This window comes from Ensifer sp. GW101-20A05, from assembly GCF_059424735.1.
In genome coordinates, this window is sequence record NZ_JBWKZT010000028.1 from 25311 (window position 1) to 48033 (window position 22723).

The following is a 22723-nucleotide window of genomic DNA, read 5'->3' on the forward strand; positions in this document are numbered from 1 at the left end:
ACACCCCCCTCGGACGAGCGACGCAAGGTTCGCGCGGCGATCTACGTTCGGATGTCGACCGAGCATCAGAAGTACTCGACCGACAACCAGATCGCCGCCATCGAGCGCTGCCCGCCAAGCGTCGCTTCGAAATCGCGTGGACATACGCCGACGAAGGAAAAAGCGCCAGATATCTTGGCAGAGTTCCAAAAGATCTCGGAGCTTCGGAAGGCAGCGTAGGAAACCGGTCCCTGCATGTTGCTGAACGGCTGCAGGAAATTTCTGACCGCAATGTTCTATTTAGCTGTCCGCTTAGTGCACTGGTTCTCTCGCTTGATGCAAGCTATCTCCGCCGTCGAGCATTCGGCAACGCCGTTGACGATCGCGCAATGCGAGCACTGGTCGGTGAACTCCAGGCAATCCGGATTGGCCTTGATGAAGTCCTGCAGACTAACATTCTCAGTCTGTCGCGGCTCAGGAATGATATCTGCAACGGGCATATCCGCCGCGTAAGCGCTCGCCATTCCCGCCATGGTGATCGCGAGGCAAACCGCGTCACGGAAGCTGAAATGGCTCATCCATTTGGTCCTCCTGAAGGCAAATCCGGACGCGGCGCAAACGGCTCTCCGTCGGGAATTGCGCAATTTCTGAGAGTGCCATCACAACAACCGTTGAGCAAGCGACCTTCCGGCGCTGCCCTCACCCCAGCTCATTGCGGATCGCCCGCATGAACACCCGTGCGCCCATGCCGATCAGCTCGTCAGGAAAATCATAGTCCGGATTGTGCAGCCGCGCGTGGTTCTCGCCGGCGCCAAGGAAGAACATCGCCGCGGGCGCCACCCGCCCGAAGAGCCCGAAATCCTCCGAGCCCTTCATCGGCAACACGCCCTCGCCGTGATCGTGGCTGACGCCCTCCTCGTCCATGGCGCGTTCCAGCGCGATGACTGCCGCTTCCGCATTGCTGCATTGGTGGAACACGTCCTCATGGCCGATCGTAACCTTCAGCCCCGCAGCCTCCGTCTCCTTGGCAACCAGCGCCTCGGCGCGGGCCACGAGATCGGCCATGCGTTCGTCGGTCAGCGTCCGCAGCGTCGCCCAGATCTCGGCATAACCGGGGCTGATGCCGAAGGCGGCCTCGCCGAGGCGGGCATGCGTCACCGTCACCAGCGTATAATCCTCGTCGAGCGGCCCGTTGTTGCCGAGCGCCGTCAGGCCGGAAAGCAGCGCGGCAACAGCGAAAGTCGGCGCAATGCCGTCCTCCGGCGTCGAGGCATGCGCCGTCTTGCCGGACAGCGAAATGCGCATACCGCGCGAAGCGCAATTGACCGGACCGGTGCGCAGCGCCGCTTCTGTAGCTGGCACTCCGCAAACCTCCGTTCCAGCGCTTGACGTAACTCAAGCGCCTGCTCCTTTCTTACGCAATGGCAGATCGCGTCGTCTGCATAGCGTTCAAACGGGATGGTCGGAAACTCCCTCTGCATCCAGCGATCGAACGCGTAGTGAAGAAAGAGATTCGCCAGCACGGGGCTAACCACAGCCCCTTGCGGAGTACCTCTCTCTCGCGCAACCACTCGGCATGCTCACAGGCGCCTGCAACCACCGTTCAAGGTAGAGCAGCCCCCATGGGCAGTCCGTGTGCAGCCGCACCGCTCACATCAGGAGATCCCAATCGATTTCGTCGAAAAAGCTCTTGATGTCGAGGTCGAGCACCCAGTCATAGGCCCAGCAACGCTGCCGAGCTTTGACCAAGGCATCATGTGCTGACTTCCCAGGCCGATATCCGTAAGAATCCCGGTGGAACACCGGCTCCAGAATCGGTTCCAGGTGCCGCTTGACTACCATCTGGGCGATCCTGTCTGAGACCGTCGGAATCCCGAGCGGCCGGGTTCCTCCAGTGTCGCCTTTTGGTATGTCAACGCGCCGCACGGGTGACGGAAAGTAGCTTCCGGAGGACATTCTATTCCAGATCCGATAGAGGTTCTTACCCAGATCCTTATCGAAGTCATCGATGGACTGCCCATCCACTCCAGACGCCCCTCTGTTGGCCTTCACTTGCTTGTACGCCTCCCACACTTCGCGTTTAGCGATACAATACGGCTTCACCCTATCCATGGAGGTCTTCCCCTGCCGGGTTGCCCGCTGAATAGAGTCGAATGACGATGTCCCTTTGGTCCGTGCTGTCCAAATTTCCCGAGCCAGCTCTCGGTAATCATCTTCACGGTGCAGTGCAATTGGTTCGTCGCTAACGTCGCGGTCGGTCACAACCCCAAATGCATAGCGCTCTTCAGGCTAGAACTGTTTGCGTGTAATCATTCGATACATGTGGGGAAGAGCCGCAGACCGCAGCCTTAGCACAAATCAAATTCAATAGCCGCGCAGAGGTCGTACGCAAGCCTGGGGCGGTAACACGGCCAGAGCCGATCTCATCTGCCCCGGCGGCCCGTTGATCGGCGCCTTCGTTACCATGCGTGTTAACTACCCGAGAATGATCCTATTGACTAGCCCTTCGTCAAGCAGGATTTAGAAGGCCCGTATTCACTCGACAAATCAACAGTGATTTGCTTCATTCTTGTTATGTTGCGCCTGCCGGTTAGTTCAACGAAAGAAACGAGCATGATTTCGTCGGTGATCGGACAGACTGGGTTCCCATTGTTTGGCCCGTACATTGACCTTCCGGCCGGCAGTTACATTGCTCGGTTTTGCCTTGATGCTGATGGAATGTCTCCCATCACTTGTGGGCACGTCGATGTGTGCCGGGACTTCGGGGAAACCATCCTGACGCAAGCTGGTTTTTCACCTTTGTCCCTCAAAAGCAACTCCGGAATCATTGAACTAGGCTTCGAGGTCGACACGCCCGGCACGTATGAGTTCAGAGTCGCTAGTAATGGAAGGTCTGAATTCCGGATAGGCGAACGATCGTTGAAAGCAGAGAACGACTACTTTGGGGTGACGGGGTCGCGAAACAACCCTGTTGTTCTCGACGAATTTTTCTTCCAGACCTCGTCGCAGTTTCTACACATGGTCAAGTACGGCGGAAGATTATCCAACTTTGAGAGCAAGCTCGTCCTGACTATGAATGGGATTAGAATGCACCTCAAAAGCGTCGAAGATTTTCAGATTATAGATGAGGTGCACATCCTTAATACATACAACTTTCAATTGTCTAAGCGCTGTTGCGTCATTGATATTGGTATGAATGTCGGGTTTTCCACTCTTTATTTCGCCCGACGCGACGCAGTGGAACAGGTCCATTCTTTCGAGCCCTTTGGCGCGCCCTACTTGAGGGCTATGGAGAACATTGCGCTCAACCCAGAGATATCGGACAAGATCACGACCCACAATTTCGGCTTGTCTGCAGAGACCGCCACCAACACTGTGATGTACGACGACAGCACCACGATCGGTGCGTCTATTCGCGGAAATGGCGGCGCACGAGGTACTACCATTTCACTCCAAACCGCATCAGGCGTCCTAACAGACATTATCTACTCAGCGAAGGCGGCCGGACAGGCGGTCGTCGTAAAGATGGACTGCGAGGGTTCAGAATTCGCAATACTTGACGACCTCGCATCGAGCGGCCTCCTACCACAGGTAAATATCATCATGATCGAGTGGCATAAGTGGTGGTCGCCAGATAAAACCGACGAGACCCTTATCGATCACCTGTTACAAAGCGGTTTCTCCGTCTTCAATACAACGCAGTTGCATGACCCCTTCGCGGGGATGATCTACGCCGCTAAGACGGCGTCCTGAATGGATCAGCGATTGACTCAATCGCCGACATCCGTAACTCCTCACTTCGGAGAGACAGTGACAGAATGGAGAATGTGGTGTTTCGCAAAGGATTTAGGCTGGCGACTGCGTTAAAACGTAAGAATCAGCCTTCATCGGAAACTGAGTTTCGGGATTTGCCGAACGAGCATGAAGACAACTCGCTCGCTGCCGCCGCTACAATGGCTCGACCACCGTATCCATTAACCGGCCTTCCGGATTATCAGTCGTACATGCCGCTCATTGTCTTTCTGCCACCTCCTATTCGGGGTCAGAATAGGGCGTTGGCCGAGGAGGTACGTCACCAATTTCTGCAGGAATCGCTCTATACGGCCGAGCGGTGGCACGAACGGATCGAGGAAATTCATCTCCAGGGGAGGATCGACCTGCAGAAGCGAGATGACTTTCACGAACACATCGCCATTGTACTCGAGGATCTGCGCAACAAAATGGACGCCGATTTCTGGCTGTCGATTCAGGGCAGACAGAAGAACAAGTACACCCACGAGTTGATCCGCGACTATCTTAGAGAAAACTCTGGCAACAGACCCCGTGAACGCCGATCGACGGCATCTTCACCGGAAGCGCTATACGGAGAGAAATCGGATTTCTTTATACCTGCGGAAGACTTCTTGTTTCAGGGTTGTACGCTCGAATCTGGCACGATTGTCTCACACCTTGAGATCACGGGCGATTACATTATCTATGGGCCATACCGCCCCTACCCAATCGGCTTGTACGAGGTCAGCTTTGACCTCAAGTATGACACTAAGGTTGCCGTTCCGGGGCTCAATCTGACGGTGGACATCACACAGGGCGGTAAAATCTTGGCATCCTCCAGCCGCGATAGCCTGAGTATGGCATACAAGGGCGGACCCGAGTCGCTCAAGTTCACAAATTCCGACCCCGGGGCGCTCACAGAGTTCCGAGTCCACGTTGACGGCATCGTTGCGGGCGCCAAGATCACGTTCAAAGGCGTGAGAATGTTCAAAACATAAGCAGTTTCCCACCGGTCTATGACCTTGGACGCTCGACATAAATCAGCCAATCCTCCCCAACCTTCTGCTTCAAGATGGCGTCGATGCCGACCAAGTGTGCACGACCATCGCCGCCGAGATATTGCAGTTTTCCATAGACGCTCCAAAGCTCTTCCAGGACTGGCCGGGCATCGTACCCACGGCCACAGTTCAGTTCGATCATCATACTCGGCCGCTGCTCGCGAATGGTCTTTGACATGCCGCGAAGAATCTCAAGCTCAGCGCCTTCGGCATCGATCTTGATGAAGTCGATCCAACCGAGGTGGCCGGCCATGTCGTCGACGGTCGTTACCGGAACATCTACAAAGCGTCCTTCTGTGGCCAGCTTCTCATCATAGCCTTCCATCAATCGGGCGTTTTTGGGCTCGTTCGTCGGAATGTAGAATTTCATCGATCTGTCTGTGACGTCGCTGAGCGCGATCTCGAAAACCCTTGCGCGATCGTTAAATCCGTTCACCGCGATTGACTTCTTAAGCAGGCCCGCGGCCAGTACATTTGGCTCGAAGACGTCGCAGTGTCCGGTGTCCTGGACAAGGTCCGACATCAAAATAGAGTAGTATCCGAAGTTTCCTCCGATATCGAGAACGCGCATGCCGGGCTTTATGTTTCGGACCATGAATTCGGTTAAGGGCATCTCCCAGATACCACGATGCATGACGTGAGGTGTGAAGCCAACGTCGTTGGTGTCGACGAAGAGATGATAACGTCCAAGCATTCGGCAAAGCGCTGTATTGTTGCCGAGATAGCTGGTCATGCAACGGCGGCGAATACTATCCTCAACCTTGGCGCGCTCGCCTATCACGAGGTTTGCAGTCAGAAGAAGAGACCCATCATCGGGCGCAGCTTCCCGCAGCCCCCCCACCTTTGCTTGGTATTCCTCACTGGCCACGATGCTTCTAACGATGTTCATAACCGCGCGCTCTTGCTCCTCCGAAACTTTTGGCGCGCTGTGGCTATCGATCACTGCCTGTTCTGGTTCCCGGCCTAAAAGCACTCGATAGCAGCTTCTGACGAGAGCTTCCTCGAAAGAATGGAAATCGACATTCAGTTGCGACATGGTCTTCTCCGGAACGATGGGCAGTCGCGCGATCTTTAGCGCATTGACCCGTCATCGCAACACCTAACGCGAGGCAATTCACCGTTCAGAGCGCTCGGCTATCACATTACTGAGTCTCATGATAGAAGCGCCAGAAGCGCCGCGACGCGTCGCCGGATGTTGCGCCCGACTCTCTAACCCCGCCAAATTGGAATGGAGACGTTCGATGAAATCGCCTTCTCTCGTCGCCGCTCTTCTTGTTGGCAGTCAGTTGCAGTGGACGCCCGAAGCATAGCTCGTGCGCGACCGTAACCACGCAACTTGCAAAGAAACCAAATTTTGCGCCAACATCTTCAAGGATATCGGAAGGTGACTCGGTAGCCGGCTGTTTTGAGCGTGATGATTTCTAACGCGCCAGCCTGCCATGATGCTGTTACGTCCAGCTTCGAAATGTCGCGGTAGAACCGTTGCCATCATTTGCACTCAACGCTGCGAGAGGAGTGTTTCTTATGCGAATCGAGGAAACCGCTATTCCTTCCGTTTTCTTGATTACTCCGAATCGATTGAGAGATCCGCGCGGTTACTTTGCCGAAACCTTTCGGGTTGACCACTTCGCAACAATCGCCGGAGACTATCGCTTTGTTCAGGACAACCAGTCAATGTCTCTGGGTGTCGGCACCGTGCGCGGCCTGCACTTCCAACTTGCACCGCGAGCGCAAGGAAAGCTGGTGTCCTGCATCTCGGGTGCCCTTTGGGATGTGGCCGTAGACCTGCGAAACGGATCACCAAACTATGGAAATTTCGTAGCTGCGGAACTCTCTGAAGAAAACGGGCGCCAGCTCTGGATACCGCCGGGGTTCGCGCACGGCTTTTGCACGCTGAAGCCCAAAACAATGATTAGCTACAAAGTGACTGACTATTATAGCCCAGATCACGACCGCGGTTTACTCTGGAACGATTCAGCACTCGGGATCGATTGGCCCGTCTCTGCGAGCGAAGCCATTTTATCAGATAAGGACCGAACCCAGCCGAACCTAAGTGAGATACATACTAATTTTGCATACAGCTCCTAAAGCTTCGCAAAACGAACCTATTTACATCAAGTGGAGTTCACTGGGCCTATGCGTGTTCTTGTTACAGGTGGGGCCGGCTTTATCGGGTCGGCAGTCATTCGACACCTCATTTTAGAAAAAGGATATGAGGTGTTGAATATCGATAAGTTGACGTATGCCGGAACGCTTAGTTCGCTTCTGTCGGTTGCGCACAACCCCTCATATCGCTTTCTCAGAGCTGATATATGCGATGGCAGAGCCGTCGCCGAGGCATTCGCGACATTCAAGCCCGATCGCGTCATGCACCTCGCAGCCGAGAGCCATGTGGATCGCTCAATTTCCAGTGCCGGCGAATTCGTACAGACGAACGTGCTAGGGACCTTCAATATGCTTGAATGCGCCCGAACGTATTGGCAATCCATGACAGGTGAGACCCGGCACAAGTTTCGGTTTCTTCACGTTTCGACCGATGAGGTATACGGCTCATTACCGGAGGGTCAGTTGTTCTCTGAGAATTCGCGCTATGATCCTAGTTCGCCATATTCCGCGTCAAAGGCGGCGTCCGATCACCTCGCAAAAGCATGGGCTCGAACTTACAATATGCCCGTCCTGGTATCCAACTGCTCAAACAACTACGGGCCGTTTCACTTCCCCGAAAAACTGATCCCACTAGCTATCCTGAACGCCCTGGAGGGTAAATCAGTACCGCTTTACGGTGACGGCACGAACATTCGAGACTGGCTGTTTGTTGAAGACCATGCCCGCGCCCTCGACACAATCGCGGAGCGGGGCCGTGTCGGGGAATCTTACAACGTTGGAGGCCGAAATGAGTGGCGAAATATCGATGTCGTTCGGCTCATTTGCTCTACTCTTGACGTGCTCGTTCCTGCGGATCGCCCGCGCGAGGAACTAATCCAGCTTATCGAGGACAGGCCTGGGCATGATTTGCGATACGCAATCGACGCCGCGAAAATGGAGAAGGAACTCGGCTGGAAAGCACTTTGCAGCTTTGAGAGTGGAATCGAGAAGACGATCGATTGGTACTTGGCTAATCAGTGGTGGTGGGGCCCACTTCGTACACACCATGATGGCGTCCATCTTGAAACTTTGAAGTCGGGCACCACGAAATGAGATCGCCGGTACGTTTACTTGCCACAGGTTTGTCGGGACAAGTAGTTCAGTGTTTGGTTGAGCGAGCGAGGGCGCATGAGGATTTAGAAGTTATCACGCTCGGTCGACCATATCTTGACTTAATGAATACCGAAACGGTTGCCGGCGTCGTCAGAACTGCTGCCCCCGATATATTAGTTTCGGCCGCGGCATACACATCTGTCGACCTCGCAGAGAGTCACGCGGCGACAGCATTTAAGATAAATTCAGAAGCACCGGGGGCACTCGCAGCTGTCGCAAATGAAATGGCAATTCCAATCATCCATCTTTCCACTGACTATGTATTCGACGGCGCAAAAACAGAGCCATATGCCGAGGCTGACTTAACGAACCCATTGGGGGTTTACGGCCTCAGCAAATTGTACGGTGAGCGCTTAGTCGCCGCGAATACACAAGATTACGTTGTTTTAAGAACCGCCTGGCTGTTTAGTCCCTTCGGAAAAAACTTCGTAGGGACAATGCTTCGCAGTTCCGAAACGGCTGACGAACTTCGTGTAGTTGATGACCAGTTCGGAAATCCCACGTCGGCACTAGATCTCGCAACAGCTATATTGCTCATTGGCAAAAACTTGCTGAACTCCGATGACCCCGATCTTCGCGGCATTTTTCATCTGGCCGCAACTGGAGACGCTAGTTGGGCGGATCTCGCTGAAGAAGTCTTTAGAGTATCACGATACTTGGGTGGATCGTTCAGCAACGTAAATCGAATTTCATCTGCTGACTATCCGACTGCCGCCCGGCGGCCCGCAAATTCTCGCTTAAGCTGCGCGCGCGCTGCCATGCATCATGGCATCTGCTTGCCCCACTGGCGGGACTCGGTAGGGGAAACGGTCAGACGCCTAATAAGCATACGAGCAAAGACGGAGACGACCGAATGAAAGGTATTATTCTTGCTGGCGGCAGCGGAACTCGCCTGCACCCCATGACGTTGGCGAGCTCGAAGCAATTGCTGCCAATCTACGACAAACCGATGATATACTACCCTCTTTCAACACTGATGCTCGCCGGAATCCGCGATATTCTTATCATTACCACGCCGCGGGATCTGCCTAGTTTTCAATTGCTTCTCGACGACGGTTCGAGGTGGGGACTAAACATTTCCTATGCCGAACAGCAATCGCCGGATGGCCTTGCACAAGCCTATATAATCGGGGCAAAGTTCGTCGACGGGGATTCATCTTGTCTAATTCTCGGTGACAACGTCTTTTTTGGGCACGGCATCACAACACTCTTTGAGACTGCCGTGGCGCGCAATTGCGGGGCAACGGTCTTTGCATATCACGTCAGCAATCCTGAGCGGTACGGCGTCGTCGAATTCGACGGGGACATGAAAGCTGTCGCAATAGAAGAGAAGCCTACGAAAGCGCGATCGAATTGGGCCATCACAGGACTCTATTTTTATGATGCAGACGTCGTAGACATCGCTGCCAATCTTAAACCTTCTGCAAGAGGGGAACTGGAAATAACAGATGTCAATCGAACTTATCTCGAGAGGGGAAAGCTGCATGTCGAGAGGATGGGGCGAGGCTATGCCTGGCTCGACACGGGCACACCGGATAGCCTTCTCGAAGCATCAGAATTTGTGGCAACGCTTGAACGCCGGCAAGGCTTTAAAATTGCGTGCCCTGAGGAAATTTCCTACCGACTTGGGTTGATTGATACCGAGCAACTTGAAAAGCTTGCAAGTTGTTTTGGCAATAGGTCTTACGGGCGCTATTTAACCAGCCTTCTGAACACTTAGCGTTACCGCACCGCCAACAGAAGATAGGTTAGGTCGCTGGAACGGACGCTGAGTTGCGCAGTTGATCTCGCCCAATGGCACTTCACTTTCGGTGATTACGAAGACCGGAAAGCAAATTCCGATGACTAGGATCTGCTCGAAGCCAAGCTACGGCAACGCAATCTCGTGGAACGGTTCTTCAACAGGATCAAGCAGTTCCGAGGCATCGCAACCCGATATGACAAGCGCCCGGAAAATTACCTCGCCGCCGTAAAGCTCGTCGCAACAAGAATATGGTGCCAAAGTTTATGAGTCGACGCCGTAGTACCAAGTTCCGGCAAGCTTCGAAGGAAGCCTTTGCCACCGCGGCGCAACTTCGGTCGAGCGAATATCAGCCGCCCATCCAGTATAACCGCGCGGTCCATCTGGCCCCAGCTTGGCGCTTACAACTCAGAGGCAACCACAGAAATAATAGGCCCACTTCTGCCAGCGATCACGTGCCGCCTATTCCACAATCCTGGTGACAACTGGGATTGCGTACTGCGTCGTCATATGGTGTGTACCGGAACCGACACGCGCGAACCATGAGCGTAGTCTGAGTACTGCAGAGGATAGAGATGGCCTTAGAAGTAGCAGTGGCGGCATTGCCAGAAAAGTATCAACCGATCTACCGGCACGAAGAGCTCTCAAACGATGCGTCACGCGGCTCCGAGGATCGTTTAGAGCAGATAGTTCGCGTTTACGATTCCCTCTCCGCCTTTCTCAAAAGACCGTTGCGCGTCTTAGATATCGGCTGCGCACAAGGATTCTTCAGTTTTACGTTGGCAGAGCGTGGCGCGGTGGTAACAGGCATCGACATGGACCAACGGAACGTCGATGTTTGCGAATGTTTAAAGTCTCTCTATCCTCAACTACACGTTAGCTTCAGAACTCAGCGCGCAGAACGCGTCGTTATGGATCTGAAGGACGGACAGTACGACATAATCCTCGGTTTCTCAGTCTTTCACCACATAATATACGAAAACGGTTTATACTATGCGATCGACCTCATGAGCCAGATCGCTCAGAAAACTGGAGTTCTAATCGCCGAGCTGGCGCTCAATAGTGAGCCGCTATATTGGGCCAAACACCTGCCATCTGATGAGCGCGAACTCCTCAAGCCATTCCCATTCGTGATGGAGTTGACCCGACACAAGACGCATCTATCAAGTATTCAACGACCAATATTCGTAGCAAGCGGCCGATACTGCGTACTCCAAGACTATGTCCAGACTTTCACGCGGTGGTCCAACAGGTCAAATCAACTTGCTGTCGACGCATTTGGTGGGTCCAGAAGCTATTTTTCGAACGATCACGCGATTGCCAAAGTGTATCGGTTCGGAAATGCGTGGGATCAAATCAATAGGCGCGATATGGAGCGCGAAAGAAAAAATCTGAGTTCTTTGCCAGAATCGGCAACTAAGACGTCACTGATTACGTCCATTGACACTACTACTGAGAGCTGGACGGTGATTAAACGATCTGCCGGTATGATGCTTTCCGACATCATTGGCAGTCGCATCTCTTTCGACCAGGATACAATTCTCGAGGATGTTCTTCGCCAGCTAGCCTTTTATGAAGCCCAAGGTTTGTATCACAACGACGTAAGAACTTGGAACGTAATCGTCGACCAACAGGGAAGAGCATCCCTCATTGACCTTGCTTCCTTGACCGAAGAAAAAAGAGATTGCAGTTCACCAGACGATCTCTTCCTGTCATTCTTCATCTTCCTGCATGAAATCATCAATCGGGATGAGAATTTTGACGGCGGAGGAGCAGCTCACCAACGCCAGCACAGCATCAACCCGTTTTCTCTGCCTGAGCCCTACAGAAACTGGGCCGTGAAATTCTGGCATTCCCCGCCCGCTGAATGGTCGTTTGCAAGATTGCTGGCGAGCTTTGAAAAGAGGGGCGAAACGGCAACAACAGATATAGGCTCATCCGATCTATGGTGTCTCGCGACCGAGGCTGCCATAAACGAATCTCGGCGAAAAATGCTCAGCATCGACTGGGAACTTGACCAACTTAGGCAAAATATTAACGCTATCGCGGGCGCTAACCATCCGGTCAAACTCCCGACCAAGGAAGATCTTCAATTGGGCGAGTTAATCCAAGAGATTGGGGCAATTCGTGAAGAATTGTCTTTAATAAGGCAGCAGCGCGACCGCTACTTAACCCAAATCACCTCTTTGGCTCAACAACCTGGGGGAGTTTCGTTTTACGGAAGCCAGCTTAGGACAGTCGTTGGGACAGCAGACACTCATTCAATTGCTACATCTGGGATCGCAGGTACGTTGGCATTCGGTCCCTACACCGCAATGGATCGAGGTGTATACAAAATTACATTTCTATTTAGCCACATCGTACACATAGAAGGCTGCGTCGTTGATGTTGTCGCATCGTTTGGGCGTGAAACTATTGTTTCCGCATCGAGATTAATCAGAGATAGAGACGAAATGGAGTGGACATTCCAAGTGGCCACCGAGCGTGACTACAGCGACGTGGAATTCAGAGTTATGGTCGAAGAATCAACGCAATTAAAGTTTCAGCGTGTGTCGCTAGAAAAAGTTGCCTAGAGCGAGGGCATCAGGTTGCCCAGTATCCGCGCACTAAGAGGGTTACGTAGCTTGCGCTCACGGAACGAAACTTATAGTTGCATATTCAATCGCCCCTCGACAGGTGGCGAGAGGCAGCACAGAGGATGTATAAATGCGCTTGGTTCGCCATGAGTTGTTCCTGCGTCCCGCTAGCTATCGACTCCGTCAACGAGCCAGAGAGTATGCAAGGCGACAAGACTGGGAGCAAGCCAAACAATGCTACCACGAGCTCCTGGCAAAGATGGCAAATAGTCCAGCAATTTGGATGCAATATGGCCATGCGTGCAAGGAAGCCAGAGACTATTCGGAAGCCGAACATGCCTACCGGAGTGCGGCATCATTGGTCCCCCGCGCTGCAGAACCGCATTGGCATCTAGGCCTCCTGTTGAGAACGCTCAACCGTCCAGGAGAAAGTTTGGATGCGTTTCTCCGAGGTGCTGCGGCCGATCCACGGTCGAACGACCTTGCTTCAGAACTCAGACGAAATGGGTTTTCAACTGAGGAAATAGCCACAATGTCAGCGTTGTCAGCGCTGGAGCTTGGCACATTGACCAAGGTAGAGCGTCGCCTACTAATCGCGCCAGCACTTAGATTCCTGTTGGTGAACATTGCGTTGCCCTTTGTACGCGCGGCTGCTAAGCGGCACCGTTGGGGCGTTGCGAGAGAAGGATACCGACAGCTGCAGAGAATCGATCCAGCGAACCCGAATCTCGCGATCCAACTCGGCCATTCACACAAGGAGCTCGGCGAACTCGAGCAGGCACGCTTTGCGTATCGCGAAGCAGTAGCGTGGAACCCCTGGCATGCCGACGCCTATTTACATCTCGGTCACGTCGCGAAGCTATCCGGCGAGACGGAAGCGGCAAGAGGTTGGTATATTCATGCCTGGCGGTTAGCCCCAAATACTCCAGGCTTGCAACAAGAGCTCAGCGCATTTGATATCCCGCGAAATCTCGAAGTATTTCGCCAATCATGGCTATCAAACGAAGGTGCCGGCCAGCAAAGGTACCCTCCACTGTCAATGCAAAGGAGGCAGGACGGAAGAGCTATCGGACGCTTAGAACGTGCCCCTCAAGGCATGTCGCTTTCCGGCCACTCACTTTGGTTCTCGATGGCAAGAATCTCTAATAAACGGGTCTAGACTAGTGCATATTTTAATCGATTTGCAGTCCTGCCAAAATGGAAGTAGGAATCGAGGCATCGGTCGCTATGCGCTCTCAATAACGCGAGCGATAATTGCACGCGGTCGGCATCAACATTCTTTCAGTGTTTTGCTTTCCGACCGTTTCAGCGAAACCGTGTCGGACATCCGAAAAAGACTCGCGGATATCCTTCCTGTTGAGAACATTCATGTTCTCAATCAGCTATCGAGAACAAGCGCCGCAGACGTTTCGAATGCATGGCGCAACGAAGCTGCTCAGCGCCTCCGGCAGCTGGCTATCCGCCAGCTTGACCCTGATGTTGTATTCGACCCAAGCCCGCTCGAAGGCTTGTGGGACGATACTAGAACTTCCGCCTCACAGGGTCGGCACATAAACGTGGCAACGTTGCACGACTTGATACCGCTCTCCAACCGAGAGCAACTGTTACCCGCCGACAATGATTTTCATGCATACCTACGACTCCTCGAAGAGGTGAGGCGGGCGGACGCTATTCTGGCGGTCTCTTCCTATACAAAAAGCGAGGCGGTTCGCCTCCTCAATATTGATGCAACAAAGATATTTGTCGCCGAACTTGGCAGCGACGAAAGTATCTTCCGACCGAGCCGCCCAACCGATTCTGCTAGCGCTGCCTTATTATCACGCCTCGGAATTTCTAGAAAGTTCATCTTAAATACAAGCCCACTTGAGCAGAGAAAAAATGTAGAAGGGCTAATAGCTGGATATGGGCAACTGCCCATTGAACTTCGCGATCAATATGAACTTGTAATTATCGGTCGGTTCGATGACTACGCACGGAACTATATATCAGGATTAGCGGCAGCCGAAGGCGTTCCGTTAGAGCAAGTTATTTTGCCCGGATACGTTTCAGACAGTGAACTAGCGCTACTATATTCGCGTTGCGAAGCGTTTGTTTTTCCCTCTCTAGCAGAGGGTTTCGGGCTTCCTGCACTAGAAGCCATGGCCTGCGGCGCTCCCGTCATTGGCTCCAATCTGACCAGTATACCTGAAGTAATTGGACGGGATGATCTTTTATTTGATCCCCGCGATCCCATGGACCTTCGTCTCCGGTTGCAGCAAGTGCTGACGGATGACGTGTTCAGAAGCAACGTTCGCGCATATGGCCAGCGGCGAGCAGCGACGTTCACATGGGAGGCTACCGCCGACAAGGCATTGCGAGCGATGGAGGCTTCATATGCCAAGAAAATACATACGGGTGAGGTTTACGCCAATTCATGTAGTTCTACCCTTCGCAAGGTCGCGTTTTTTTGGCCCGAGCCACGCAAGAATAGCCGAGTAGAAGGCGTCGCGAGAAGATTGTTGCAGGTCTTCTCAGAGACGACCGCATTTGTTGTCGTGCATGACTCGACAATTGACAAAGACGATTGGATGGCCGCCAACGTAGAGTTTCGCCCAAGTTCGTGGCTGGAGTGCGGTGAAGCCGAAAGCTATCGTTTCGTTCACTTGGTTCCCAGTGACTCTGACCAACAAGCACTTGAGCGGATGGTCGATAGGCACGGCACAACTATCGTGATCGATGACATTCAAATTCGTGAGGCAGAGATCCGGCCGCCACTATGGGCCATGGATGCCTTGTTTGGACAGGGGGCAGCAAAACTCGCCGAAGGCTTGCAATCTAAAGAGGGTGGAGTCGGTCTAATGTCCGGAGAACTTCTCCGAGAAGTTTCCGAGCGCGTTATTCTATCCGATCACCACTCTAGGAACTCTGACCTAGGTGAACAAAATCACAACGTCTTCCGTGCACCTCCGCTACCGATCGCAAAATCGGTTAGCATCCGAGAGACATTCCGGAGATCATTAAATGTCAGCGGCGAGAAACTAGTTGTTGCATTTGTTGAAAATGAAAAAAGCGCGGGTGATATTGTAAACTACGTGCGTGGTCGAGGCGAAAAGGCTAAACTGGTTGTACAGCATGTGCTCTCGTCACCGGGAATGAAAATTTCTCAATTGATCGCAGACGTCTGGCAAAGATACCCTCCGGAGTTAAACTATGACGAACTGCTGAACGCGGCAGATGAAGTTATCATAAAAGAGGAACTACAAGAAGGCTTGCAGTCGTTGCTGCATTGCGACTGCAACGGCGTCGGAATTCCGCTTACGTGTCTTTCGAACGCTCAACACACGACCCAGACTGGCGGTGAGCCTTGGGAACCCCGCGCGCTCTCAAATTCAATTCTCGGATGCCCTACCCCCTCCCGCGCGGATTGGCTACCAGGTTTTATGGAGCCTGTACGGGGCGTTTTGCCTAGCGCTGACGATGTGGCCGCCGCGGCGAACGCAATCGCGACCAACGACTCTCTTCGTCGCGCCCCTCGCATATATGTCGATATCTCGCCCTTCTCGAGCGGAGTGATAAGAAAACCGGGGCCGAGAATTGCAAATTTTCTGCGCGGGTTAGCATCGTTAGATATTGGAGAGCAACGCATACGTTTTTGCTACCAAAAGGAGGATGCGATTTTCTCCGGAGAGAAATTCTCCAGTCATTTGTTCGCACTTCCTGGCGACTGGGGCATGGATAATATAACAACGATTAGGGCTGGCGATTTGGTTGTGTTGCTCGATGCAGTAGCAGAGATAAACACCGATCAGCATTCTTGGTATAAAGCGGTGACAGACCGAAACGCAACCATCCTCGTTCTTGCGGTCGAGGAGGCCTTGCGCAAGTGCGCAGGCAACTCGTTCCAACTTGGCCACTTAGTTGCAGAATTCTTACTACAGTCTCGTTCTTCTATAACAAACTCTGCGAAGTCCGATTTCTCTTTGTCGGGCAACACCGCGAACGCACAGTCACGCAGCCGCTTCTCCAGAGTAACTGAGCAGGTAGTCGCCAGTACTGTTCCGTTCGTAGGTATTGACTTGAATTCCGTCAGCGAAGGTGGGGCTGACGATTTGTATCGAGAGTTTTCGGTCGCGCTAGGTAACTTTTGGCGATTGGGTGACCAATCGGACTTGGGGAAACAAGAGGCATACAATCGATTTGTTGTATTTGGTCATATGCTCGGGACTTACAGTCTTGCAATTATCAATCGCTCTGTTGCCGGGGCGCTTGAGCAAACCTATCCTGGAAATGTGCGCATTCAGGCGGTAGAAACCGTTCCCGTGAACGACTTCAGTTCTTTGCTCCGACCTGATCGTGAATTACTCGAAAAACTCGCAAAACGAACAAGGCCGATTGGCCGTAAGGAAGTCGCGATTTGCCAGCACTATCCCATTATCGAACCACCTGAGGCGGAACTCAGTCTGTCCTTGTTAGCCTGGGAGGAAACGCGCCTACCAAAACATATCGTCGACACTCTGAATGCCAACTATCAGGGTGTAATCGCACCGGCGCGCTCGGTTGAAAAGGCCTTGGCCGATTCGGGAGTACGCATACCAATTGGTACGATAGGTCAGCCCACGCAGTCATTGACTTACTACAGCGACGAGCCTCTTGTTCCGCGGCGGGCCGGCCAAGGTACAATGACTTTCCTTCACGTTTCGTCATGCTTCCCACGCAAGGGAGTGGATGTCCTGCTGCGTGCATGGCAGCGTGCATTTAGAATGCACGACCCCGTTCGTTTGATAATCAAGACATTTCCCAACCCGCATAACACAATCGAAAGTGATGTGTCGGCGCTCCGCACGTCCGACGAAGGAAGCGCTATCATCGAGATTATAAACCAGGACCTCAACGAGTCGGAGATGATTGATCTGTTCAAGCAAGCCGACGCAATGGTCCTTCCCACTCGCGGGGAAGGTTTCAATTTGCCAGCCCTTGAAGCGATGTTAGCTGGCGTGCCGCTCATTGTGACTGGTTATGGCGGGCACATCGACTTTTGTTCAGATCAAAACTCGAGACTCCTCGACTTTGACTTTGCACGTGCAGAGAGCCACGTTGCAGATCGGCATTCCTTATGGGTGAACCCAAACGAAGACGACCTCGTTCACGCGCTCAGGGAACGGGTCGATGAAGCATGCTACCAACTCATACAAGAGCGAGTAGTACGCGCTAGGGAGACGGCACTCCAGATCGCCGATTGGTCCGCGTGGACGGATCGACTGGATGAATGGCTGGAGACCGTGCAACAGCCGCCGGAGCGACCCCGAATTGCGTGGTTGAGCACTTGGGACGTCCAATGCGGAATAGCGCAGTACTCGTCCTTCTTGATTGAAGCCATGTCACGGGAGACGCGGGAGGAAACGTTAGTGCTTTGTGACTCCCGCACACGGCGGAAATCCGACGCCAGCGTGGTGCCATGCTGGTCCGTCCAGCAGACCGGTCTAAAAGAAACTGTGTTAACACAAGTCGTTTCCGCTGACGCGCAGGTCATAGTGGTACAGCATCAAGACGGTCTCATTAGCTGGAGAGAGCTTGCAAGCTTCGCCAATGATCAACGGGTCCGGTCGAGGACTAGCATTTTCGTTTTACACAACCCGCGCGGGCTCCTCGTTCCTTCATCTGAGGAACGCGACTACGTCGTTAACGCCCTAAGGAGTGTGGACAGGCTGCTGGTTCATAGTGTTGCAGATGTCAACTTGTTGAAGCAATTCGGCCTCGTCGACAACGTCACTCTTTTTCCTCACGGCGCGAGCAAAGGAACCATCCGGCCCCGCCCGGTCAGAGAAATCACCGACGGATCACCGATTATCGGCTGCCATGGCTTCTTCCTCTATCACAAAGGGATTGAAAAACTGGTCGCAGCTCTTGCACAACTGAGGCAGCAGTGGCCAGGCATAAAACTTCGATTGTTGAATGCCCGTTTTCCCGATCCAGTATCAGATGCCGCAATTCAGTCGTGCAGGGATTTAGTTGCTAAACTTGGGTTAGATAGCTCAATAGAGTGGTATCTCGACTTTCTCCCCGTAACTGAGATTCAAGCCAAGCTAGCGGACTGTGATTTGATTGTGCTGCCTTATGATCAAAGCCAAGATTCTGCGAGCGGTGCGGCTCGTATCGCGCTATCTAGCTACAGCCCTGTTTTAGCGACAAATGTAAACATCTTTGCCGAATTCAAAGATGTAGTAGATATGGTGCCAAATAACGACCCTGATGTACTGGCAAGTCGCATCGATGAGCTCTTGAGACTTCCCAACGAGCGGTTACGGATTCAAACACAGATTGATGAGTGGCTGTCCAGCCATGAGTGGCAACCTACGGCCGAACGGTTGGAGGACATAATCTATGCGCAACTGCTTAAGAAAAAAGTCAATGGCGGTACCGCGCACTGATTTGAGAGTACGCTTCAAACCACCATCAAATTCAAGCATATCTCAAGGAGAGGCTGATTGATTTAGTGGCATCAAACGTGGCAGGGCCTCGGCTTGAATATACGCTCGTACCCCCCGTAGGAGGTCGGCCTGAAGCGATCTCTCGCGAGAAGCATTTTTGTTTTCTTTTTACACGGTTGTCCGCACCAGATACGAGGCGCCGATGAACTAGGGTTGGTGATATGAAATTCGGAACAAGCGGTTTGCGGGGTCTTGCTACAGACCTAGTTGGTAAGACTGCCGGCTTGTACAGCACTGCATTTGGCCAGTACATTTTGGAGGCAGGGTATTCCAAGCCAGGCGATGAGATATTGATTGGACGCGATTTTCGTTCGTCTAGTCAGGAAATCGCTCTGAATTGCGCCTCAGCTTTGTCTACCATCGGCTTTCGCGTGCTTGATTGCGGCAATGTACCGACGCCTGCGTTGGCTCTATACGGGCAAAAGAGGGGATGTGCGTCTTTGATGATCACGGGATCGCACATACCGGGAGATCGCAACGGGATTAAGTTCTACCGAACTGATGGTGAAATTGACAAGACCGACGAAACTCACATTACTCGTATAGCGAACCAACTTATTGAGTCCGATTATTCCTTTGAGGCTTCGGATGTAGAATCGGACGATCACGAAGAAAAATGCAAAGCGATGTTTCGCGCGCGCAATTTTGGTTTCGTTTCTAACGTTGCGTTGTCAGGATTAAAAATAGGCATTTACCAGCACAGCACAGTGGCCCGCGACTTGCTCGTCGATGTATTGAGGGGTCATGGGGCGGAAGTAGTAGAACTCGGTCGTTCGAGCGTCTTTATCCCGGTGGATACGGAAGCGGTCTCAAACGAGACGATTGCGCATCTAAAGAGGTGGGCTTTAGAACATCAACTTCACGCCATTGTCTCGGCTGACGGAGATGGCGACCGTCCGCTCGTCGCAGATGAGAATGGAATTCCACTTCGGGGTGACCTACTCGGCCTGCTCGCCGCAAAATTCCTCGACGCGAACGTAGTGGTTACCCCAGTCACTTCCAACTCGGGCATAGAAGGAACTGGATCGTTTGATGTCGTCCGAACCAAGGTTGGCTCCCCGTTTGTTATCGCTGGTATGCTAGCGGCAGTCGCGTCTGACAACGACCGAGTGATGGGTTTTGAAGCAAATGGCGGCCTTCTGTTGGCAACCGACTTCGTATCAGACAACAAATTGATTGAAGCGTTGCCAACACGGGACTCTTTTCTTCCGATCCTTATTGCACTCGTACTCGTGGCTCGCATGCGAGAGCCGTTATCGGTTGTTGCCAGCCGCGTCGAACTTCCGTTCGCGGCCGCGGATCGCTTGGAGAACTTTCCCGTAACACAGAGTAATCAGTTGATGAGCTTTCTTCGCGCGTCGGCGGGCAATCTTTCGCAATTTTTGAGCCCTATCGGTCAGGTGATTTCGTGTAGTGACGTCGATGGCCTCCGCGTCGAACTCGACAACAGACGTGTTGTGCACCTCCGCCCGTCAGGAAACGCACCAGAAATGCGTTGCTATGTGGAAGCCGGCAATCGACGAGAAGCCGAAGAACTGCTACAGGCGGGGCTAAACCGCATTATGTCTTGGCGCAATCCAACATGATTTCATAATTTTGATATCAAGACCACAGCTCCTCGAGTATTCCGTGAGCGATGGGGTGGACGCTCCCACTCAACGGCATCTTCGTGCCAGAATGGTTGTGTTGGAACGGTGTAATCATGACCGCGATAGCCCTTATCATAAGCCCGATCCACCGCTATCGCCAGACGGGGTCAATGCACCGCTTACCGGTCTTCGCCGGATGCTTACTTCAGACTGCGGCCTTGGCCGGATGCTTACGGCGTTCACGCCCCATTGATTTTTCAATTGCAGCGATCTGAGGTTGATCGTATCCATCCGAGCAAGGCCGCGGGATTTTGGGCGCCGCGCGTGGTAACGTCGGTGCATGGAGATCGATTGACCTGCCACTGAAGTTTCATCCAGCTGCGACTAGAGCCTCGGCGGTTCTGAATACGCCAAGTGGCGCGGTGGGAGCAACCGGCGGAAACGCGAAGCTTTCATCTTGCGCAGCGTTGGAGCCGGTTGCGGCGATGGACCCGGCATAGTCTGCCGGGGTCTGGTATCCGAGCGATGAGTGCGGCCGGAAATGGTTATAGTCATCCGCCCACTCGGCGATGGCACTGCGGGCATGATCGAGGCCGAAGAACAGGCTCTCGTTCAGCAGTTCGTCCCGCATCCGGCCGTTGAAACTCTCTACATAGCCGTTCTGCATGGGCTTTCCTGGCGCGATGTAATGCCACTGGACCTTATGATCCTTCGACCAGGCAAGAATGGCGTTCGAGGTGAACTCCGTGCCGTGGTCAGAGACGATCATACCGGGTTTGCCACGCCTCTCGATGAGGGTCGTCAGTTCCCGCGCCACGCGACGCCCAGAGATGGAGGTGTCGGGGATGGCGGCCAGGCACTCGCGCGTCACATCATCGACAATGTTGAGAACGCGGAAGCGCCTGCCGCAGACGAACTGGTCATGCACGAAATCCAGCGACCAGCGGGCATTGGCCTTCGCCTCGACCAGGATCGGTGCACGCGTGCCGACGGCACGTCGCCGGGCTTTCCGCTTGCGAACGGAAAGTCCTTCCTCGCGATAGAGCCGGTAGATGCGATTGACCCCGGACGGTTCTCCGTCCCGCCGAAGCAGGACGAACAGTCGCCGATAGCCGAAACGCCGTCGCTCATTGGCGAGGTCGCGCAGCTTCGCCCGCAATTCTACCTCCGGCGGTCGGCAGGACCGATATCGCACCATCCTCCGATCCGCAGATATAATCTGGCAGGCCCGCCGTTCCGAAAGACCCATGACGGTCTTCAGATGCGCGACGGCGTCGCGTTTGGCGGCAGGCCCTACCATTTTTTTGCAAGAAGCTCGCGAAGTGCGGCTGCATCCAGCATCTGTTCGGCCAGCAGCTTCTTCAGTCTCGCGTTCTCGTCTTCAAGCGCCTTCAGCCGCTTCGCCTCGGAGACTTCCATGCCGCCGTATTTGGCTTTCCAATTATAAAACGTTGCTTCTGAAATTCCGTGCTTGCGGCAGAGGTCGGCCACCTTCGCACCAGCCTCCTGCTCCTTCAGCACCGCAATAATCTGCTCTTCAGTAAATCTCTGCTTCTTCATTCGTCCGTCTGCGGATTCCAGGAATTAACCGGACGGGATTCCAATCAAAATCCGGACGGCGTTCCGATCTGAAGCCGGACAGCATTCCGATCAATTACCGGACGGTTTTTCCGTCCTGACGATGCCTTTGGGTCAGCAACCTTGGCATGAAGCTCCTCTGTATCCACGAGGGGGATTTCATGCCGTCAAAGAGAAGGCTGACCATGCGACACATACGACAAATGCTGCGGCTCTCTGCCGGCGGGACAAGCGTACGCGAGATTGCCGTGTTCCTCGGGATCGCCCGCAGTACGGTGCAAGACAATCTGGATCGGGCCAAGGCCTCCGGGTTGAGCTGGCCATTGCCAGGAGAACTGACAGACGATGCGTTGGAGCATCGGCTCTTCACCCACGCCGGCGTCAAGCAGGGCCAACGGCGACGTCACGAGCCGAACTGGGCGCAGCTCTCTGTTGAATTGAAGAAGCCCGGCGTAACACTGCTGATCCTGTGGGAGGAATATCGCAGCGTCCATCTCGATGGTTATGGCTATAGCCGTTTCTGCGAGCTGTTCCGCGGCTTCGAGCAGCGCCTTTCGCCGACGATGCGCCAGGAGCATGCGGCCGGCGACAAGGTCTTCGTCGACTATTCCGGCAAGAGGGTGCCGATCGTGTCGATACCGGATGAATACTCCTCAGAAGTGCCGTTTGAATTTTCCCCAGTTTAGCGACGCCGCCGGTCTTCCGG

14 protein-coding genes and 3 pseudogenes are annotated in these 22723 nt (G+C 53.5%); 12 read left to right on the plus strand and 5 right to left on the minus strand.

Going from position 1 to position 22723, the window contains the following annotated elements; genetic code table 11:
* Positions 1 to 275: 275 nt before the first annotated feature.
* The 3 genes and pseudogenes from AC070A_RS33400 to ltrA form a co-directional block, all read right to left on the minus strand.
* On the minus strand, positions 276 to 557 hold the full coding sequence (locus AC070A_RS33400; protein WP_492384136.1) for a hypothetical protein: 282 nt from the start codon (positions 555 to 557) through the stop codon (positions 276 to 278).
* 121 nt (positions 558 to 678) lie between these two features.
* Positions 679 to 1320, minus strand: a pseudogene (locus tag AC070A_RS33405) (M20/M25/M40 family metallo-hydrolase); the annotation flags it as partial.
* Between the two features lie 8 nt (positions 1321 to 1328).
* Positions 1329 to 2091 (minus strand): annotated as a pseudogene (gene ltrA / locus AC070A_RS33410) (group II intron reverse transcriptase/maturase); the annotation flags it as partial.
* A gap of 501 nt (positions 2092 to 2592) precedes the next feature.
* Here ltrA and AC070A_RS33415 point away from each other — a divergent pair.
* Positions 2593 to 3732, plus strand: coding sequence for an FkbM family methyltransferase (locus tag AC070A_RS33415; protein ID WP_492384137.1), 1140 nt, complete (start codon positions 2593 to 2595; stop codon positions 3730 to 3732).
* A gap of 65 nt (positions 3733 to 3797) precedes the next feature.
* Positions 3798 to 4748 carry a hypothetical protein gene (locus AC070A_RS33420; protein ID WP_492384138.1) on the plus strand — a complete coding sequence of 317 codons (951 nt, stop codon included), beginning with the start codon at positions 3798 to 3800 and terminating at the stop codon, positions 4746 to 4748.
* A gap of 16 nt (positions 4749 to 4764) precedes the next feature.
* Here the strand turns inward: AC070A_RS33420 and AC070A_RS33425 are convergent, their stop codons facing one another.
* Positions 4765 to 5844 (minus strand): FkbM family methyltransferase, encoded by a 1080-nt coding sequence (locus tag AC070A_RS33425; protein ID WP_492384139.1) that lies wholly within the window; start codon positions 5842 to 5844, stop codon positions 4765 to 4767.
* A gap of 488 nt (positions 5845 to 6332) precedes the next feature.
* Between AC070A_RS33425 and rfbC the strand changes: the two genes are divergently transcribed.
* The 9 genes and pseudogenes from rfbC to AC070A_RS33470 all read left to right on the plus strand — a co-directional run bounded on the left by rfbC (position 6333) and on the right by AC070A_RS33470 (position 20436).
* Entirely contained in the window at positions 6333 to 6896 is a 564-nt protein-coding gene (gene rfbC, locus AC070A_RS33430) for a dTDP-4-dehydrorhamnose 3,5-epimerase (RefSeq protein ID WP_492384140.1), read from the plus strand.
* Between the two features lie 48 nt (positions 6897 to 6944).
* Positions 6945 to 8006: a dTDP-glucose 4,6-dehydratase gene (rfbB, locus tag AC070A_RS33435; protein ID WP_492384141.1), complete on the plus strand. Its 1062-nt coding sequence runs from the start codon at positions 6945 to 6947 to the stop codon at positions 8004 to 8006.
* Complete coding sequence (rfbD, locus tag AC070A_RS33440) at positions 8003 to 8923, plus strand: dTDP-4-dehydrorhamnose reductase (protein ID WP_492384142.1); 921 nt, start codon at positions 8003 to 8005, stop codon at positions 8921 to 8923. Before rfbB ends, rfbD begins: the two co-directional genes overlap by 4 nt.
* Complete coding sequence (gene rfbA / locus AC070A_RS33445; RefSeq protein ID WP_492384143.1) at positions 8920 to 9786, plus strand: glucose-1-phosphate thymidylyltransferase RfbA; 867 nt, start codon at positions 8920 to 8922, stop codon at positions 9784 to 9786. The genes rfbD and rfbA overlap by 4 nt, the downstream gene beginning before the upstream one ends.
* 150 nt (positions 9787 to 9936) lie before the next feature.
* Positions 9937 to 10077 (plus strand): annotated as a pseudogene (locus tag AC070A_RS33450) (IS5/IS1182 family transposase); the annotation flags it as partial.
* A 305-nt stretch (positions 10078 to 10382) separates the two neighbouring features.
* Positions 10383 to 12380, plus strand: coding sequence for a methyltransferase domain-containing protein (locus AC070A_RS33455; protein WP_494773634.1), 1998 nt, complete (start codon positions 10383 to 10385; stop codon positions 12378 to 12380).
* A 286-nt stretch (positions 12381 to 12666) separates the two neighbouring features.
* On the plus strand, positions 12667 to 13542 hold the full coding sequence (locus AC070A_RS33460) for a tetratricopeptide repeat protein (RefSeq protein WP_494773637.1): 876 nt from the start codon (positions 12667 to 12669) through the stop codon (positions 13540 to 13542).
* A 4-nt stretch (positions 13543 to 13546) separates the two neighbouring features.
* The gene (locus AC070A_RS33465) at positions 13547 to 18790 is read left to right on the plus strand and encodes a glycosyltransferase (protein WP_494773635.1); all 5244 of its coding nucleotides are present in this window, start codon (positions 13547 to 13549) and stop codon (positions 18788 to 18790) included.
* 221 nt (positions 18791 to 19011) lie between these two features.
* Complete coding sequence (locus AC070A_RS33470) at positions 19012 to 20436, plus strand: phosphomannomutase (protein ID WP_492384146.1); 1425 nt, start codon at positions 19012 to 19014, stop codon at positions 20434 to 20436.
* A 373-nt stretch (positions 20437 to 20809) separates the two neighbouring features.
* Here AC070A_RS33470 and AC070A_RS33475 read toward each other — a convergent pair.
* Positions 20810 to 21999 (minus strand): IS3 family transposase gene (locus tag AC070A_RS33475; RefSeq protein ID WP_492384147.1). Its coding sequence is split into 2 segments (ribosomal slippage): positions 20810 to 21747 and positions 21747 to 21999, totalling 1191 coding nucleotides; the frame shifts between segments, so codons are not numbered across the junction.
* A 146-nt stretch (positions 22000 to 22145) separates the two neighbouring features.
* Between AC070A_RS33475 and AC070A_RS33480 the strand changes: the two genes are divergently transcribed.
* Positions 22146 to 22703: a helix-turn-helix domain-containing protein gene (locus AC070A_RS33480; protein ID WP_494773636.1), complete on the plus strand. Its 558-nt coding sequence runs from the start codon at positions 22146 to 22148 to the stop codon at positions 22701 to 22703.
* Positions 22704 to 22723: the final 20 nt, after the last annotated feature.